This window comes from Pararobbsia alpina, assembly GCF_965118125.1.
Lineage (GTDB): Bacteria > Pseudomonadota > Gammaproteobacteria > Burkholderiales > Burkholderiaceae > Pararobbsia > Pararobbsia alpina_A.
The window spans coordinates 52,453-68,920 of sequence record NZ_OZ221287.1; the positions used below are offsets into that span (position 1 = coordinate 52,453).

Sequence of the window (16,468 nt, forward strand, 5' to 3'; positions counted from 1 at the left end):
GCAGAGGCCACGCGAAGCCTCGCCTGGTCAGCGCTCCGGCTACAGTGCGAACTTGGCCCGGTCACCCGACGCCCACTCGCCGACTCCGGTGCCGGTCTGTTGGGCGGCGCCGTCAAATTCACTGAAGAACTGTTCGGCGTAAGCAAACACTTTGTCGCGGGCCGTGTGTGCGACTAGCGAGTGGTCGAGCTTGTCGATCCGCGCGACCTGGATATGGCCGTACCGGTTCAGGCGTCGGCCGCCCTGTCCAAAATACGTGCTCAGTTCTTCGAGCCCGCGATTGAACGTGCCGTACACGAGCCGGACCTCGACGCCCTTTCTGTTCAGATGTGAAACAAGGGCCTGCGCGCGGCCGGTGGTGCCGAACTCGACACGCGAAATATCGTGAGCAAGGTTAGCAGCGGCGATCGCGCCACGACGGGCCAGTCGCCGGCTGATGGTCTTGAGCTTCGCGCGCACGTGGCTGCGCCCGCGCAACACGTTGAGCCATTTGTCGAGCCGGCGCGCCGAACGCATATAGAGCTGCATCGACTGGCCCTGCTTTTTCATGGCCTGCTCGAGGGTCTCGTTGTCGGCCCAGATAAAGCGTTGCGTGTTGACGGCGACCACGCCGTCGACATGCGGCGACATCGCCGCGGCGTGCAGGCTCAGGTAGGCACCCGAGCAGACACCGAACAGCGCGATGCTCGGATAGCCGCGCGCCGCGAGCCACGCCGTGGCCTGACACACATCGCCGATCGCACGCGCGCTATAGAGAGGCGACTTGCTGTCGACCCAGCCCGACGACGGCGTCTCGCCGATGCCGCTGATGTCGAGCCGCACGGACGCCACACCCTGGGCGGCGAGGCGGCGCGCGAACACGACTGCGAGACGTCCGTCACCGGTATGGACGTTGGCGCCGGTGTTGACGATCACGACCAGCGGGCCATGACGCGCCACCGAAACCGGCTCGCACAACACACCGAACAGCTCGCGCTCGGGCGTGCCGTCGACACCGTCGATGCGCAGCGGCGTCTCGCGCGCGTCCCCGGCGAAGATTCGCGCGGGCAACGACTCGATGCGTGCCGCCCCATGACGCTCCGGCATACCTTGCTGAAGCCACAACACGAGGTAATCGAACGCCTGTTGGGGATCCTTGCTGTAGATCGACTCGATCATCAGGTCGGCGTATTCGGGGAACGGTCGCAGCTCGACGTCGACGCCGAGTTCGACATAGCGTGCGGCAAGGCGCTCGCCTTCGCGTCCGAACGGATCGAAGATCAGGGCGCGCGGCGCGGGCTTTGCGCTGGTGCCGTTGAGGCTGATCGCGTGAATATGGTCGAGGGTCTCGCGATGCAGGCGGTAGCCGAGCGCGTCCTGGAACGCCTCGCCCGAGCCGGGCTCGTCGTCGACATCGACTTCGGCGCGCCAGTTCTTGTGCAGCACCTTGAGTTCGCGCAGGAAGGTGCGGCCCGACACGGCGGGGGCCAGCAGCACGATCCCGGCAAGCTCCTCTTCACCTTGCAGCAGCTGACTCGCCATTGCTGCGAGCGTTGCCCCGAAACGCATGCCGACGATCACCACGTCTTTCACGCCCGTGGTTTCTCGCAGCTTGCGCGTGGCGGCGACGATATTGCCGATCCACATTTCGAGCCGCGCGGGGTCGTCTTCCGATCCCGACGAGTCGCCCGTGCCGTGGTAATCGAAGCGCAGCGCGGGCATGCCGCTGCGCGCGAGTTGATTGGCGAGCCGGCGCATCGACTTGTGCGTCCACATGGCTTCATGCCCGAGCGCCGGGCAGAGAACCACGCCGCGCGTACCCGGCGCGTCGTGCAGCCAACCGAGACAACCATCAAAGACGATCGGATTCATCAGCGACCTCGATACACAAGCTCCTGCGCCCCGTTCAACGCGCGCACCGTCCCCGACGGTGCTCCGGCCGACGCATCCTTCGAGGTCAGCCGCACGCGCCGCTCGCGCGCAGGCGCGAGCGAAAAGAAATTGTCTTCCGCGATGTAGTGCGGATCGACGATCTGGACCATCCGCGCGAATCGCGTCGCGCTCAGCACGAGCACCCAGCCGTGGTCCGTGACATCCCGCTCGACGCGCGCCGTGAGGCCCGTGTCGACCGGCTCGCCGAGCGTGCGCTCGGGCAAATGGAATGCGGTATCGAGCACGTGCGGCACAAGACGGTCGTGCAGCGTGGCAATCGTCACGTCGTGCTCGCGCGGACCGAAACGGTACGCGTAGGTGAAATCGAAGAAACGCCCGACCACGGCCGACGCGTTGATGCGCTTGCTCGAGTGCGGCTCGACATCGACGTCGATGCCGGCCTGCAGGAGCGGCGTTTCGCCATTGCGCAGGCTCGCGAGTTCGAGTCGTGCGCGCAGCGGCGTCGGCCGGTCGTTGACGATATGCAGATGCAGGCCGTTGAGGCCCTCATCGGTGATCAGCAGCTGCACGGGCTTGAACACCGCGCGCATCGCGTACCACGCGGCCTTCGGCCGGCCGTCGACGCCGATCACGCCCCAGCCTGCACCCGGGCGCAGGTCCTGAAGCTGCCAGACGAGACCGCCCGCGCACGACGCGCCATGACGGCGCCATTCGCTGAAGACTTCCGTGACGAGATCCACGCTGACGGCGCGGCCTGCATCGAGATAGCGCCGCGGATCGGTCTCGCGCAAGGCGACGGGGTCGAGGCCGTAGAGTGTCGACACATAGTGGTCGCGCGTCTCTTCGAAGTCCCAGTCCGCGCCGTTGTCGCGCGGCACGCCGCGCTTCCAGTCTTCGCTGCCCGGAACGACTTCGGGCATCAGCACCGCTAGCGATTCCTCAGCGGGCACGTTCGACAGCGCGAGGCACTCGGACGCGAAGCGCACGTTCGAGCGACGGATATCGTCGAAACCGCGTTTGTACGCGCCGACGCCGTAGTAATGCGCGACCGACGTATCGGGCTGGAACGGCAGCTCACCGCCGCTCGGTGAATTCGGCACGTAGACGAGGTCGGGCCGATAACGCGCGACCAGGCTCGGCAGTCGATCGGTAAAGAATTCGGGCAGCGCCGAGCGCGATTCGACGCCGAACATCGCCGCCTGCTGCGCGACTTCGCTGCCGCCGCAGATCACGGCGAGCGACGGATTGGCCTGCGTACGCAGCAGCAGTTGCTCGACTTCGGCGCTGACGTCTTCGGAAAACGCGAGGTCGTCGGCCGGGTAATCGAAGTTGGCGAACATCATGTCCTGCCAGACGAGGATGCCGAGTTCGTCGCAAAGCTCGAAGAACGGATTGGCCTCGTACGTCATGACGCCGGCGATGCGGATCATGTTCATGTTCGCATCGCGTGCGGCACGCAGCCAGGGCTCGTACGCCTCGCGTGTCGCGGGCAGCGCAACGAGATCGGCAGCCGTCCAGCACGCGCCGCGGCAGAACACGCGCACACCGTTGACGACCAGCGCGAAGCCCGCGCCATCGGTGCCGTGATCGGCTTCGACGGTACGGAAACCAACGCGACCCAGATCGAAGCGCCCGCCGCCGATCTCGACGGACAGGTCGTGCAGCATCGTTTCGCCATGCGTGTGCGGCCACCAGAGGCGCACGGAGGGCATGCGTATCTCGCCCTCGAACACATTCGAATCGACGCGATGCATCGCGCCACGCTCTTCGCCGCACATCATCGAGACGAACGCACCGCCGTCCTGACGCTTGCCGCCGGCGCAGGCCTGGCGTGCAAGACGCGGCGCGCGGATTTCGACGCGCAGGTTCACGATGCCGTCGCCATCGATCACGCGTGTTTCGATATCGACGTGCGAAATCCATTGCTCGCGCAGATCGACGAGCGCAATGCGACGCCACGGCCCCACGGCGGGAACGGGCGCGCACCAGCCGGGCATGCGTCCGAGTGCTGCGCTACGCACGCCGCGCAGCGCGGCCTGCGAAATCAATTTCTGGCGCCAGCGCTGACGCCGGAGCGTCGGTGCCTGCATCGCGCGGAACACAAGATGAAGCGTATGGCGTTGAGCGGGATCGTCGCCGAGATCGAGTTCGATCTCGTGCGTCGCAAACATATTGCGCGACTGCAGACGCAGCGCGCCATCGACCCAGACTTCGGCGATCGTGGCGAGGCCTTCGCAGCGGAGCATGCGTACGCCGCTGCCTTCGAATTCGGTGCGGTACCACCAGTCTCGCGTGTCGGGGTTGTCTTCGGCACGCGGTGCATCGCCGGCCCACCTGCCTGAATCGCGCAGCGCTTGTGCAACCGTGCCGGGTACCTTTGCAGCGATCCAGTCGCTGGTGCCATGGAGTGCAGCCGGCAGATCGGCCGGCGTCGCGAACGCGCCGGCGTCGGTGCCGAGCACGGTCCAGCCGTGTTCGATCGCGACCGAGGTGTCGACGGGTGTGCCATGGATCGCGGGATCGCGCAGATGCGAAGCCATAACGGACAGGCGAGCTGACTCATCGGAATCAGTCGCGGGATCAGTCGCACGATCCGTAGCGATATCGGTGACGGAATCTTCGGTGCGCGTTTCGAGCGCGACATCGTCAAATGCAACGGTCGACGCGGCGTCGATCAGCGCGGTGCCCGAACGATTCGCACCCGCGAGCGTGGCCGCTGTGCCTGCCTCTGTGCGTGCCAGTGCGCCGGCTTGCGGATCGGCCAGCAAGGCGTTCGGCTCGAACAAATCCGCCGGCGGCAATGCGGCCGCGACAGTTCGCGTTCGGCCCGCGGCGCGCGCTGCGACACGGAGCCGTGCGCGCCAGCGCTTCGAGGCTCCGTCGTGATTGGCGACTGTCATCAGCCGTTTCCCCCGGGGAAAGCAGGTCAGCCTCGGCTGTCCTCAACCTCTCGACACATCCAATGCAGCGGCCAATGCCGGCACGGTATCGTCGTAGGCACGTTCAAGTAAATCGAAACAGTCGTTGCACATGTCCGGACGGCGGCGTGCCATGGCACGCGCAATCCTGAACTGCAGGACCTTCGCTTCGTTGGCGATGGTCTTGCAAGCTGTCTCAATGGAAGGTGCAGTGTGTACGCCGGCTTCCCCGAGCCAGTCGACATACTGGCCGAGCAACTCGAAATTCGCACCGAGTTGCCGCAGCGTATTGAATGCGTACAGATGGAAATAGGCATCGCCGCGCGCGATCAGTGTCTCCAGGTGCGCGGGAAACGCAGCACGAAACGCACTTACCGGATTGGCGGCTGGACGGGACGCCAGATGTTCGCGCAAACGTACGACCGAGGCGCTCGCCAGTGCTTCGCCTGTGAGAGCGGGTCGCGCCTGCTTGACGAACTCGACGTACGGGAACAGCACATCAGGGTCGGCGCGCAATGCGTCGGTCTTGCGGAATACACCTGCATAGTCTTCTCCGTCGAGCGTGTAGTACCCGGCGTTGTGGAAATAGCCGAGCCGGCCACCCGTACGATCGATGCGGTCGATACCGATCGTCGTCTTCGTATGTTCGCGCCGGTACGTCGTTGCTCGCGTATCGGGCAGGTAAAACGCATCCATCTCGACGAGCACGATGTTGCCGCGCACGACCTGCTGCTCGATGTGTTCGTCGAGCTCGTCGAAGATCGCGAGCTCCTGCACGGCCACGCCGTACAGGCGGTCGAGATCGTAGAGCGGGAATTTGAAGAACGTGAACTGATCGCCTTCAAAGTCCTGCGTCACGGTAAATCCGAGCGCAGCGCGCGCTTCGCAGCCGCGCGCGCCGAGCAGGCTCAGCCAGAGGTCGACGTAGCAGTTGGTTTCCTGCCAGCTGCGTTCCACAGCGTGCAGCCCTGCCGGGACCGTGGGCACTGCACCCGCGGCTGTCCAGGGATCCACGCTCGCGCCGACCGTCATGTCATTCATTGCTGGCCCCAGAGTGCTTCGCGAACACCTGCCGGCCACTGCGTGACGTCGAGGCCGTGGTGACGGAACATGGCAAGCGTCGTGCGCTCCATGCCGAAGCCCACGCAACCCGTGTGCGCCACGGCGCCGTCTGCGGTGTGGAACTTCCACAGCTCGCCGAAGTGGTCCATGTGGTAGTTGAAGCTCAGGCAGGCCGTCGGCTTCTCTTCGCTTTCGATCGGGATCAGCAGCTCGAACTTGAGTTCCTGTGCGCGCTGGCTGTCGGCCACGATCTTGCCGCCACGACCGAAGAACGGATCGTTCGCGAGATCGATCCAGTGCGGTAGTTGCAGCGTTTCGATCAGTGCCTTGCCGCGCTCGATCCACATCGCGCGGAATTCGACGATCTGCTCGGGCGTGCCCATACGCACGTACTCGCGCATGCGGAACATCTGCATGCGTGCCGGATCGAGCGAAGGCTCGTGGCGGAAGCAGTACGAGAACACGTCGATCGTGCGGCCTTCTTCAGGCAGCGGACCACGCTTGGCCACGACCGGGTAGCACGGATAGCAGGCCGCCGGCGTCAGGACAGCACGCGTGGGCTTCTGGTTTTCCATCCAGTCTTCGCCTTCGTCGAGGCACTTGAGCAGGCGATGGTGCTCGCGATCGCCGCCGCAGAAGCTGTGGATGGTGCCGGCCAGGTTCGGGAAGCTCTTCAGGTACTCGCTGTCCTCGAAGTCCGTGCGGTTCATCGCCGGCGGGAAGCGCATGACTTCCGCTTTCTGGTCGGCGCCGCGACGTGTGACGAGGTTGTTGATCCCTTCGACCACGCTTTCGAACACTTCGCTACGGCCATAGAGGCCGTCGACGCCCATCGGAATCAGCAGGCCGGCATCGATGAGTTCGTCGCGGAACGTCGGGGTCGCCGCGCGCCCGAGCACATCGGCTGCGAGCGTCTTGGCGGTGTCGACGCCCTGGGCGTCGTCAAGGGTGACTTTGGCATCAGACATTTAGAACCTCAGCGTCGTAGAGCGTTGCGCGAGCAACAGGCTCGCGGTGTTCGCCGCGATACGGTCGTTGTTGATCATCAGCGGAGCCGAGTGCAGGTCGCGCAGATGGCGGCCGACGCTGAACGGCGTGCCGTTTTTGTAACCGGCCATGCCACAGATCATGAGCACCTGGCCGACGATCGCGATCGCGGTCGTCGAGACGCTTGTCTTCAGCAGGTTCATGTCCGATGCGAACGCCATCGTCTCGGACATCGATTCGCTCATCGACTCGCTGCGGCGCGCTTGTGCGTAGCTATCGAGCGCCATCGTCAGGCGTGCATGCGCGAGTTGCAGCAGGCCCACCGATTCGGCGAGACGCGTGCCGCCCGGCGGCAGCGTGCCCGGCTTGGCCTTGGCCTGAACGCGGAAGAATTGCTTCGCGCGATCAACGGCGTTGGCGGCGATACCGATCCAGCACGAGGCCCAGAGCACGTGCGACACGGGCAGCATCGTGCGGTCGGCGATCTCGGCGAACGGCGTGGGCAGCACTTGTTCGATGCCGCCCTTGGCGATCAGCTTGAACGCTTCGCTGCACGTACCGCGCATGCCCAGCGAGTCCCAGCCGCTACGACGCTCGAGCGTGTAGTCCGACTTGAGGATGGTGATCAGCACCTGATCCGACGGCGGCGCATCGTTGTTGCGGCGAGCCGTGACGAGGATGCCGTCGGCGTAGGCGCCGTACGAGATCGTCGACGCGAGCTTTTCGAGCGAGAAGGCGTTGCCTTCAGCTTGCACGGCGCATGCGCTGTTGCGCAGGTTGCCGCCGACGGTGTCTTCCGACGTCGCCGAAGCGAGCAGCAGCTGTTCGCCCGTCAGGCGTTGCAGCAGTTGCTGGTGCCATGCGTCGCTCGGTGCGTGTTCGAGCACGCACGCGACCTGGATCTGATGCATGGCATAGATCATGGCCGTCGACGCGCAGGCTTGCGCCAGCGTTTCGCAGATCTGGGCGAGGCAGCGCAGCGATGCGCCGTGGCCGCCAAAGGCGCGCGGCACCATCGCGCCGAGCAGGCCTTGTTCGCGCAGGGCGGCGACCGCTTCCGACGGGAAGCGCGCGGCGCGGTCCACATCGTCCGCGTGCGTCGCAGCGACTTGCGCCGCAGCGCGGGCTTGCGCCTCGAGCGCGGCGAACTCGGTTTCGCCGTCGCCGGCAAACGTGGTCGTCAGCGCTTCGACGGCCGCGCCTGGCTGTGCATCGTTGAGTTCGGCCGCATCGGAGGCGGCATCAGGCAGCGCGCTCATACTTCGGCTCCATTTGCGGAAAGCTCGGACACGGCTGCCGCAAGAGAATCAATCGATTGGAACAGCTTGCGCGTGAGCATCGCATCGGGGATTTCGATGTCGAATGCATCTTCAACGGCGAGCATGATTTGTACGGTCGCCAGCGACGAGAGACCGTGCTCATACAAGTCGCTGGTGTCTTCGATCTGGTCCACCGGCACATCGAGCCGCGCCGATTCGGAAAGGATTCGTCGCAACGTGACGTAACGAGGTGCGGTATTCATCAGATTCCCCTGCAAGACTGGTCTGGAAAAACATGCCGATGCCGCTTGGGCGGCAACGAATATCGGTATCGTGGTCGCGATGGATCGGCTCCCTCCACCGATGCCCTCGCCGAAACGAGTAGCCGATGGTTGGGATGAATTAGACGGGAACGACGCTGGCGAATCGGTGCGGAGGCTCACATAACCCTTACTTGGCGCGGGTTGTGGCGTGAGTACCTCATCGCTATGTGCGCTGGCGCGCAGTCGGCAAGCCGCACTTGCTGCGACGCAGCATGGCGGCTTTCACGGTGTAAACCGTGTTTTTTTGCGGGTGCGGGGAGTGTGCGCGAGCGCGCCGTGCGATGCGATTGCGGCGGTGCACGTGCGGGACGTCATGCCGATGTCATGCGTTGTTATCCACATGCATCCGCACGCGCGGCAGATACGATTCGATGTTTCAAACCGTGACTGCCGCGTGGGATGGATTCACAGGAACCCGGTGAACTCAGGCTCGTCGTGTCAGAGCACGAGGCTACCGGCGGTCAGCTGCACCGGCGCCGCAACCGGCACGACCGGCGCGAGCGGCACGACGTTCGGGGTGAGTTTCGCGCGTGCGAAGTCGATCAGGGCTTGCTGAACCTGGTCGACCAGGCCGGACCAGTCGCCGAGCGACGGCTGACGGAACAGGCGCGCGCTCGGATACCACGGCGAATCGGCGCGTTCGTGGAACCAGCGCCACTCGGCCGCCCACGGCAGCATGACGAAGACGGTCTTGCCCAGCGCACCCGCAAGGTGGGCGACGGAGGTGTCGACCGCGACCACCACATCGAGCTGCTCGATCAGCGCGGCGGTGTCGCCGAAGTCGGTGATGTGGGCGCCGCCGTTGAGCACGTGCGGCACGGTCGTCAGCGCGCGTTGATCGTGAACCGACAGTCCGGGCTGGATCGCCACCCAGTTGACCGATGTGTCGCTGACGAGCGGCGCCAGAAACTGAATGGGCATCGAACGGTTGCGATCGTTGACGTGGTTCGGATTGCCCGCCCACGCGAGACCGATGCGCAGCTTGCCGTTATTGGGCAGCACGCTGCTCCACTTCTGGCGATAAGCCTCGGGCGCGCTAAGGTACTGCTGCGCCGAAGGAATCGTCTCGACACGCGTGCCGAAGACAAACGGCAGGCTCATCAACGGAACGAAGTAGTCACAGAGCGGCAGCTCGTCGTCGTGCGCCAGCATGCGAAGGTTTCCGGCCGGCGCCCATTCGTGCTCCTTGCCGGCCAGCAACGGCAGCACGGCGCGGTTGGCCGCGAAAACGACCTGCGCATTGCTCGTCTGCGCGACCATCGGCACAAAACGGCAGAACTGGATGGTGTCGCCCACGCCTTGCTCGGGCACGATCAGCAGCGTCTTGCCCGTGAGGTCTTCACCGTTCCAGCGCTGCGCGCCCGCGTATTTCGCAGGGTCGACGATCGGGATGCGGTCCATCTCGAGCCGGCTTTCATAACGGCGCCAGCCATCGGCATAGTTGCCCAGGCGCAGGCTCGAGGTCGCGGACGACAGCTTCGCGTCGATCTTCGATTCGGGTTCGATTTCGTGAACCTTGTCGAACATCAGGATCGCGTCGGCGTCGGCGCGATAGGCCGCCATGACCTGACCGAGGTTGTTGAAGGCAGCCACGCCGCGCGGCTGGATCTGCAGTGCGGCCTGCAAGAACGTCAGCGCTTCGTCGAGGCGATTGAGTTCCCACAGCGCCGCGCCGATGCCGACGAGGCCGTCATAGGAGTTCGGGTCGACTTGCAGGCATTTGCCGAAATCGACGAGCGCGTCCTGCGGACGGCGCTGCGCGATGCGGACGTTGCCCTTCTGCGAATGGGCGAATGCACGCGACGGATCGACGCGCAGCACCGCTTCGTAGGCCGCGTAGGCCTCGTCGTATTGCTTGAGGAAGTACAGCGAGTTCGCGCGCTGCTGCTGCCCTTCGGCATTCGAGGGGCTCAGCACGGTCATGCGGGCGAACATGGTGTTCGCCTTCTCGTGATGGCCCTGCTTGCCGTACAGATTGCCGATGTGCAGCATCAGGTCGACCGAGGTCGGGTTCGCAACAAGTGCGCGCTCCATGCGCGGGCCGATTTCGTCAGCGCGGCCCACCGCGCGGTACACCTTGAGCAGCGTGCCCCAGGCCAGCACGGAACCGACATGTTCGTCGCACGCCTTCTCGAGCACGGCGAGCGCGTCGTCGTGCTTCTTGAGCGCGAGCAGGAATTCGCCGAGCTGCACCGGGCTTTCGGGGTCCGTCGTGTCGAATTCGATGGCGCGGCGGGCGAGCGTCAGGGCGTCCTGATACCGCTTCTGCACGAAGCGGAGGATGGCCATGCCGCGGGTCGCGCGCACGTCTTTCGGCGCGCTCTTGAGAATCGCGGCGAAGCCGCGCTCGGCTGCGCCCAATTGCTTTTTCTCGAGCGCTGCGCGCGCGATTTCGTACTGATCCATCGTCATGTCATCCTGTGCTGAGCGGTGCTCGCGCCGTTCCGGCGTCAGTGCACGCGGGCTTCGGCGCGCGAGCCCGCAGCCCTGCGCGGGCGCGCCATATCTGGCTTGTTTATCGGCCCAAACGAAACGAAGTTTAGGTTGGAGCGTTTGCTGCTGCGCCGTTCGGGACGGACCGGACGGCGGTGTTGTCGGGTTTCGCCATGCTGTCCAACGCCGTCTGGACGGCGGCGATCACGCTGCGCCAGTCCTGCGGCTGCGGCTGCCGGAACAGGCGCGCGCTCGGGTACCACGGGCTGTCGTCGCGATCGTGAAGCCAGCGCCAGTCGCCGAAATACGGCAACAGCACCCACACCGGCCGCCCCATCGCGCCCGACAAATGCGCGACCCCTGTGTCGACGCTGATCACAAGATCAAGCGACGCCAGCAGACCCGCGGTGTCGTCGAAGTCCTGCAATGCGTTGCCCGTCCACCAGACCGACGGGTGCACCGCGAGCGTTGCGCGGTCGCGCTCGCGAAGTTCGGGTTGAACGACCACCCATTGAATATCGTGCTGCGCAAACAGCGGCGCGCATTCGGCAAGCGGCATCGAGCGGTCGGCGTCGTTGCGAAAGAGCGGATTGCCCGACGCGACGATGCCGACGCGAAGACGCGGTGTGCCTGTGCCTGTGCCTGTGCCTGTGCCTGTGCCTGCATGCTTCGACGCGCGCCAATGCGCATCGAGCCGCTCCTGCCACAGCGCGGTGCGTGAGTCGTCCGCAAAGACGTACGGCACTTCGCTCGCATACGTCGACGGATCCGCCTGCAAGGCGAATGGCATCCCGACGAGTGAGTTCTGACGTGTGGCCGCCGGTTGCGCATCGCCGCGCGCGATGATGTCGACACCGGTGTGCGCGAAACAGCGCTTGAGCAGATTGCGCAGCGGCGGCTGCACTTCGACGGTCACCTTGGCGCCAAGCGCGACGACGCGCGGTGCAAAACGGATGAACTGGAACGTATCGCCGAGTCCCTGCTCGGCGATCAGCAACAGGGATTCGCCTTCGACCGAATCGTCGCCATTCCAGAGCGGCGGCACGATCGTCGCGAGGCGCTGTGCGAACTCACGCTTCTCATAGGCACGCCAGCCTGCGCGGAAGTCGCCCCGGCGAAGCAGCAAGCCCGCCTCGTCCATCCACGTGTCGGGCCAGTCGCCTCCGCGCAGCTGACGCGCGGCGCGAATGCAATCAAGCGCTTCCTTGTCGGCACGCAGCGCGGCGAGCGTGCGTCCAAGATGCCGGAATGCGTCCGCGCAGGTCGGCTCGATTTCGACGGCGCGATTGAACCAGGGTAGCGACTCAGCGAGCCTGCCCATACGCACAAAGGCCTGGCCCAGCGCGACTGCGGGTGCGCCGCGGCCCGTGTCGAGCGCTAACGCACGCTCGAGTGGCTTGAGTGCCGCAGAAGGTCGACCCACTTCAATCAGTGCTTCGCCCAGCGTCGTGTACGCGGGCCCGCATTGCGGGTCGATCGCGATCGCACGATTGAGCACATCGAGTGCTTGCGGATAGCGCTTTGCCAGCGCAAGGCCTTCACCAAGACGCGCGAGTATCCATGCCGAGCCCGGTTCGAGCCCCGCAGCGCGTTCGTATTCGACGATGCCGTCGTTGGTTCTCGACGTCGCGCAAAGCGCGCGGCCCAACGCGACGCGTGAATGACTTTCGTTGAGCGGCTCGCTTTGCAGCGCAGGCTCTTCAGCCTGCTGTCTGTCCGAAACCAGCGACGCGCGGAGCACCTCGACAGCGTCCGCGTATTCGCCGAGCGCGACGAGCGCATGACCGAGCAGGCGCGCCGTCGCGATGCGCGCGGCGTCGACACAATTTGCCGCGCGCGCGAACGCAGCGGCTGAACGTGCATCGCCAGCGATCAGACACTGAACGCCGGCGCTGACGAGCGCGTCGGTATCGCCGCGTCCCGCCCGGAGTGCTTCGATGCCGGTGTTCAGCACAGGTTCATGCGGTGCCACGGATCAGATCACCTGAGGCGCCGACGCCAATGCCGGATCCGATGCCGACGTCGATCCCGCCAGCGCCTGCGCTTCCTGCGCCACCCTGTTCGTTGCGAATTCGATCAGCGCCTTCTGCACGGCATCGATCACGCCGTCCCAGTTGCCGATCGAGGGCTGGCGGAACAGTGTTGCGCTCGGGTACCACGGCGAGTCGGACCGGTCATGGAACCAGCGCCACTCGGCGGCCCACGGCAGCAGTACAAAGACCGGCTTGCCGAGCGCGCCTGCGATGTGGGCCACCGACGTGTCGACGGTGATCACGACATCGAGCGTCTCGATCAGCGCGGCGGTGTCGGCGAAGTCCTTGAGGTGCGCGCCCGCGTTGAACACGTGCGGCACGGTTTTCAGCGCGGCGGAGTCGTGTTCCGACAGTCCCGGTTGCAGCGTGCACCAGTCGACGGAACTGTCGCCGACGAGCGGTGCGAGATGCACGATCGGCATCGAGCGATTGCGGTCGTTCGTGTGTTTCGGATTGCCGCTCCAGACGAGGCCGAAACGCAGGCGGCCACTGGCGGGCAACGCGTTACGCCACTTCGCGCGATAGATCTCGGGAACGGACAGGTAACGCGGTGCGCTCGGGATCGAATCGGCACGCGTGCCGAACACGAGCGGCAGGCTCATCAACGGCACGTAGTAGTCGACGGCCGGCAATGCGTCATCGGCTGACACGATGCTCAATTGCCCCTGCGGCCCCCACTCGGCGGCCCGTTCGGTGAGCAACGGCAGCGTCGGGGCCTGCACCGCGAACACCACGTGCGCCCCCGAGGCCTGCACGACCATGGGCACGTAACGCGCGAACTGGAACGTATCGCCTGCGCCCTGCTCGGCGGCGATCAGCAAGGTCTTGCCCGCGATCGATTCGCCGTTCCAGCGCTGCGCGCCCGCATAGCGGTGCGGCGCGACAATCGGATGACGATCGATACGGAAGCGGCGTTCGTAGCACTGCCAGCCGCCTTCGTAGTCGCCCATGCGCAGCCGCGATGTCGCGGCCGACAGATCAGCATCGGCCTGCGAGCCGGGTTCGATCTCGTGCACGCGGTCAAACATCTGGATCGCGTTCGCATCGTCCTTGAGCGCGGCCATGACCTGGCCGATGTTGTTGAATGCGGCGGCGCCTCGCGGGTCGACATGCAAGGCGGCCTGCAGGAACGTCAGCGCCTCATCGAAACGATTGACTTCGAACAGTGCGGCGCCCATGCCGACGAGCGCGTCGTAACCCGTCTGCTCGATCTCGAGCGAGCGGCTGAACGCGGCAATCGCGTCATTCGTACGGCGCAGGCGCAGCAGGATATTGCCCTTCTGCGACCACGCGAAGTACATGCCGGGCGAGAGCACGAGCGTGGCGTCATAGCCGACGATCGCCTCTTCGTTGCGGTCGAGGTGGTAGAGCGCGGTCGCGCGATGCAACTGGGCGTCCGCGTCGCCGGGATACGCTTGCGTCGCGCGATCGAAGGCCTCGTAGGCTTTCACGTGCTGACCGCGGTTCGCGTACATATTGCCGAGCAGAAGCAGCAGCGCCTTCGAGTCCGGGTTCGCAAGCGATGTCGCGTGCATGCGTTCGAACACGCGATCGGCGCCGAGACCGTGCTTTTCATACGCGGTACCGAGCAACACCCAGGCGCGCGAAGAACCGACGTCGGCATCGCAGGCCGCTTCGTAGCGGGCGATCTGATCGTCGTGACGGTTCAGCGCCCCGTACATTTCGGCCAGTTGCAAATGGCCCTCGACATCCGACGGACGCAGCGAGATCGCCTTGAGCGCGAGCTTCTCGGCGTCCGGGAAACGGCGCTGCATGAACCGCAGCACGCCGAGGTCGCGCGTGGCTTCGACGTGATTGGGTGCCGCCTTGAGCACGGCGAGGAAGCCGCGTTCCGCTGCGCCCAGCTGCTTCTTTTCGAGCGCAGCCCGGGCGGCCTGATACTGGTTCATTGTGCTTTCACCTTTTGAGTCCTGCGCGGCTCGACGCATCGAGCGGCATGATCAAAGTCTAAGGTGAGGCGCGGCGGGGCAATCCACGGAACAGGGGCCGGTTCCCCCCCTTTACCCCGTTGATATCGCGGACAAACTCAGGATTTTCCCGAGTCCGGTAGAATAGCGGGCCAGCAAGATTCAGTCACTCAGTAGACCCCGCGCCGAAAGCGCCTCCGATGCGCCCACGAAGCGCGCTCGCAATGCCCACCCGGCAAGCGACTCCGGCGCCGCGCGGCATCACCCATTGATTATGAGCAACCTCAACGAACAAACCGTTCTCAGCGTGCATCATTGGACCGACACGCTGTTCAGCTTTACCTGCACGCGCGACTCGTCGTTCCGATTTGAAAACGGCCAGTTCACGATGGTCGGCCTCGAAGTCGACGGCAAGCCGCTGTTGCGCGCCTACAGCCTTGCCAGCGCCAATTACGAGGAAAACCTCGAGTTCCTGTCGATCAAGGTGCCCGACGGCCCCCTGACGTCGCGCCTCCAGCATTTGAAGGAAGGCGACAAGGTCCTGATCGGCAAGAAGCCGGTCGGCACCCTGGTCGTCGACAACCTCCTGCCGGGCAAGAACCTGTGGCTCCTGTCGACCGGCACGGGCCTCGCGCCGTTCATGAGCGTGATCAAGGACCCCGAGGTGTACGAGCGCTATGAACGCGTGATCCTCACGCATACCTGCCGCTTCGTCGACGAACTCGCTTACAAGGAGTTCATCACCGATCACCTGCCGCAGCATGAACATCTGGGCGACCTGATCCGTGAAAAGCTCACGTACTACCCGACGGTCACGCGCGAAAGCTTCCAGACGCGCGGCCGGATCACCGACCTGATCCAGACCGGCAAGGTGTTCGAAGACCTCGGCCTGCCCCCGTTCTCGCTCGAAGACGACCGGATGATGCTGTGCGGCAGCCCGCATATGCTCAAGGACACGCGCGAGTTGCTGACGCAGATGGGCTTCGACGAAGGCAGCAACAACGAGCCGGGTCACTACGTCGTCGAGAAGGCATTCGTCGGCTAAACAGCCGATTGAACCGGTCAGGCGACCCGTCGATCGCACGCATGCGGTTGACGATCACTGACCGGCAGGACAGAAACGCGGTGTAGCGATGGCTTAAATGCGACATTTCGCCGCACTCGCAGTGCTGATTGGATACAGCCGGACCTGGAAAACGATTGCGTGCCGGTCACACCGCCCCGCAAGCAAAAAGAAATAAACCCCTGCAAGCCTCCCGGCTTCAGGGGTTTTTTATTTCGCACCGCGGGATTGAAACGACACCCTTTGCTCTTCCGGCCCCCAATGCGGCATGCAGCACGGTATACAACCGTTGCCAAGCGGGAGTTTCGAACACAGCCGAATCTCGCGGCTGGTATGCAACACCGTCACAAATTAGAGTGGTTTACCTAAAATTTGAGCGCTTAACCTCCTTGCGCCTCTTTTTTGGGCAAGAGAACACAAGTTTTTCGGGGCACCGAGCGTCACAAAGTGTTTCGTACTCGCGGACAAACTGTTACACGTCGTGTCAGAAAAATTTACCCGGCGCATAAGAGGTTTTAATACCTTCGCCGTATCAAACATCCCCCCACGCAAACGTACAACATTTTTTCCTGGTCGCCGGAAGGCCTTTC

The 16,468-nt window shown here is 64.7% G+C and carries 10 protein-coding genes; 1 reads left to right on the plus strand and 9 read right to left on the minus strand.

Going from position 1 to position 16,468, the window contains the following annotated elements:
- Positions 1-39 precede the first annotated feature (39 nt).
- The 9 genes from ACMFWR_RS00215 to ACMFWR_RS00255 all read right to left on the minus strand — a co-directional run bounded on the left by ACMFWR_RS00215 (position 40) and on the right by ACMFWR_RS00255 (position 14,797).
- A complete protein-coding gene (locus tag ACMFWR_RS00215) occupies positions 40-1,851 on the minus strand; it encodes an alpha/beta fold hydrolase (RefSeq protein ID WP_413193066.1) in 1,812 nt (603 codons plus the stop codon).
- Positions 1,851-4,772: a glycoside hydrolase family 2 protein gene (locus tag ACMFWR_RS00220; protein ID WP_413193067.1), complete on the minus strand. Its 2,922-nt coding sequence runs from the start codon at positions 4,770-4,772 to the stop codon at positions 1,851-1,853. Before ACMFWR_RS00220 ends, ACMFWR_RS00215 begins: the two co-directional genes overlap by 1 nt.
- Positions 4,773-4,814: 42 nt before the next feature.
- Positions 4,815-5,822: a DUF1839 family protein gene (locus ACMFWR_RS00225; protein ID WP_413194955.1), complete on the minus strand. Its 1,008-nt coding sequence runs from the start codon at positions 5,820-5,822 to the stop codon at positions 4,815-4,817.
- A gap of 5 nt (positions 5,823-5,827) precedes the next feature.
- Positions 5,828-6,820 (minus strand): amino acid--[acyl-carrier-protein] ligase, encoded by a 993-nt coding sequence (locus tag ACMFWR_RS00230; RefSeq protein WP_413193068.1) that lies wholly within the window; start codon positions 6,818-6,820, stop codon positions 5,828-5,830.
- Positions 6,821-8,098: an acyl-CoA dehydrogenase family protein gene (locus tag ACMFWR_RS00235; RefSeq protein ID WP_413193069.1), complete on the minus strand. Its 1,278-nt coding sequence runs from the start codon at positions 8,096-8,098 to the stop codon at positions 6,821-6,823. It lies immediately after the preceding gene.
- A complete protein-coding gene (locus ACMFWR_RS00240; protein WP_413194956.1) occupies positions 8,095-8,361 on the minus strand; it encodes an acyl carrier protein in 267 nt (88 codons plus the stop codon). The genes ACMFWR_RS00235 and ACMFWR_RS00240 overlap by 4 nt, the downstream gene beginning before the upstream one ends.
- Before the next feature lie 498 nt (positions 8,362-8,859).
- Entirely contained in the window at positions 8,860-10,827 is a 1,968-nt protein-coding gene (locus tag ACMFWR_RS00245) for a tetratricopeptide repeat protein (protein WP_413193070.1), read from the minus strand.
- Positions 10,828-10,960: 133 nt separating this feature from the next.
- Positions 10,961-12,826: a tetratricopeptide repeat protein gene (locus tag ACMFWR_RS00250; RefSeq protein WP_413193071.1), complete on the minus strand. Its 1,866-nt coding sequence runs from the start codon at positions 12,824-12,826 to the stop codon at positions 10,961-10,963.
- A 3-nt stretch (positions 12,827-12,829) separates the two neighbouring features.
- Positions 12,830-14,797 carry a tetratricopeptide repeat protein gene (locus ACMFWR_RS00255; RefSeq protein ID WP_413193072.1) on the minus strand — a complete coding sequence of 656 codons (1,968 nt, stop codon included), beginning with the start codon at positions 14,795-14,797 and terminating at the stop codon, positions 12,830-12,832.
- Between the two features lie 292 nt (positions 14,798-15,089).
- Between ACMFWR_RS00255 and ACMFWR_RS00260 the strand changes: the two genes are divergently transcribed.
- A complete protein-coding gene (locus ACMFWR_RS00260) occupies positions 15,090-15,860 on the plus strand; it encodes a ferredoxin--NADP reductase (protein WP_413193073.1) in 771 nt (256 codons plus the stop codon).
- Positions 15,861-16,468 lie beyond the last annotated feature (608 nt).

Excerpts from the sequence above, each read along its gene's own strand:
- ACMFWR_RS00215 (WP_413193066.1), bottom strand. The coding sequence starts at position 1,851 with ATGAATCCGATCGTCTTTGATGGTTGTCTCGGTTGGCTGCACGACGCG.
- ACMFWR_RS00245 (WP_413193070.1), bottom strand. The coding sequence starts at position 10,827 with ATGGATCAGTACGAAATCGCGCGCGCAGCGCTCGAGAAAAAGCAATTG.
- ACMFWR_RS00240 (WP_413194956.1), bottom strand. The coding sequence starts at position 8,361 with ATGAATACCGCACCTCGTTACGTCACGTTGCGACGAATCCTTTCCGAA.
- ACMFWR_RS00260 (WP_413193073.1), top strand. The coding sequence starts at position 15,090 with ATGAGCAACCTCAACGAACAAACCGTTCTCAGCGTGCATCATTGGACC.
- ACMFWR_RS00230 (WP_413193068.1), bottom strand. The coding sequence starts at position 6,820 with ATGTCTGATGCCAAAGTCACCCTTGACGACGCCCAGGGCGTCGACACC.
- ACMFWR_RS00225 (WP_413194955.1), bottom strand. The coding sequence starts at position 5,822 with ATGACGGTCGGCGCGAGCGTGGATCCCTGGACAGCCGCGGGTGCAGTG.
- ACMFWR_RS00220 (WP_413193067.1), bottom strand. The coding sequence starts at position 4,772 with ATGACAGTCGCCAATCACGACGGAGCCTCGAAGCGCTGGCGCGCACGG.
- ACMFWR_RS00255 (WP_413193072.1), bottom strand. The coding sequence starts at position 14,797 with ATGAACCAGTATCAGGCCGCCCGGGCTGCGCTCGAAAAGAAGCAGCTG.
- ACMFWR_RS00235 (WP_413193069.1), bottom strand. The coding sequence starts at position 8,098 with ATGAGCGCGCTGCCTGATGCCGCCTCCGATGCGGCCGAACTCAACGAT.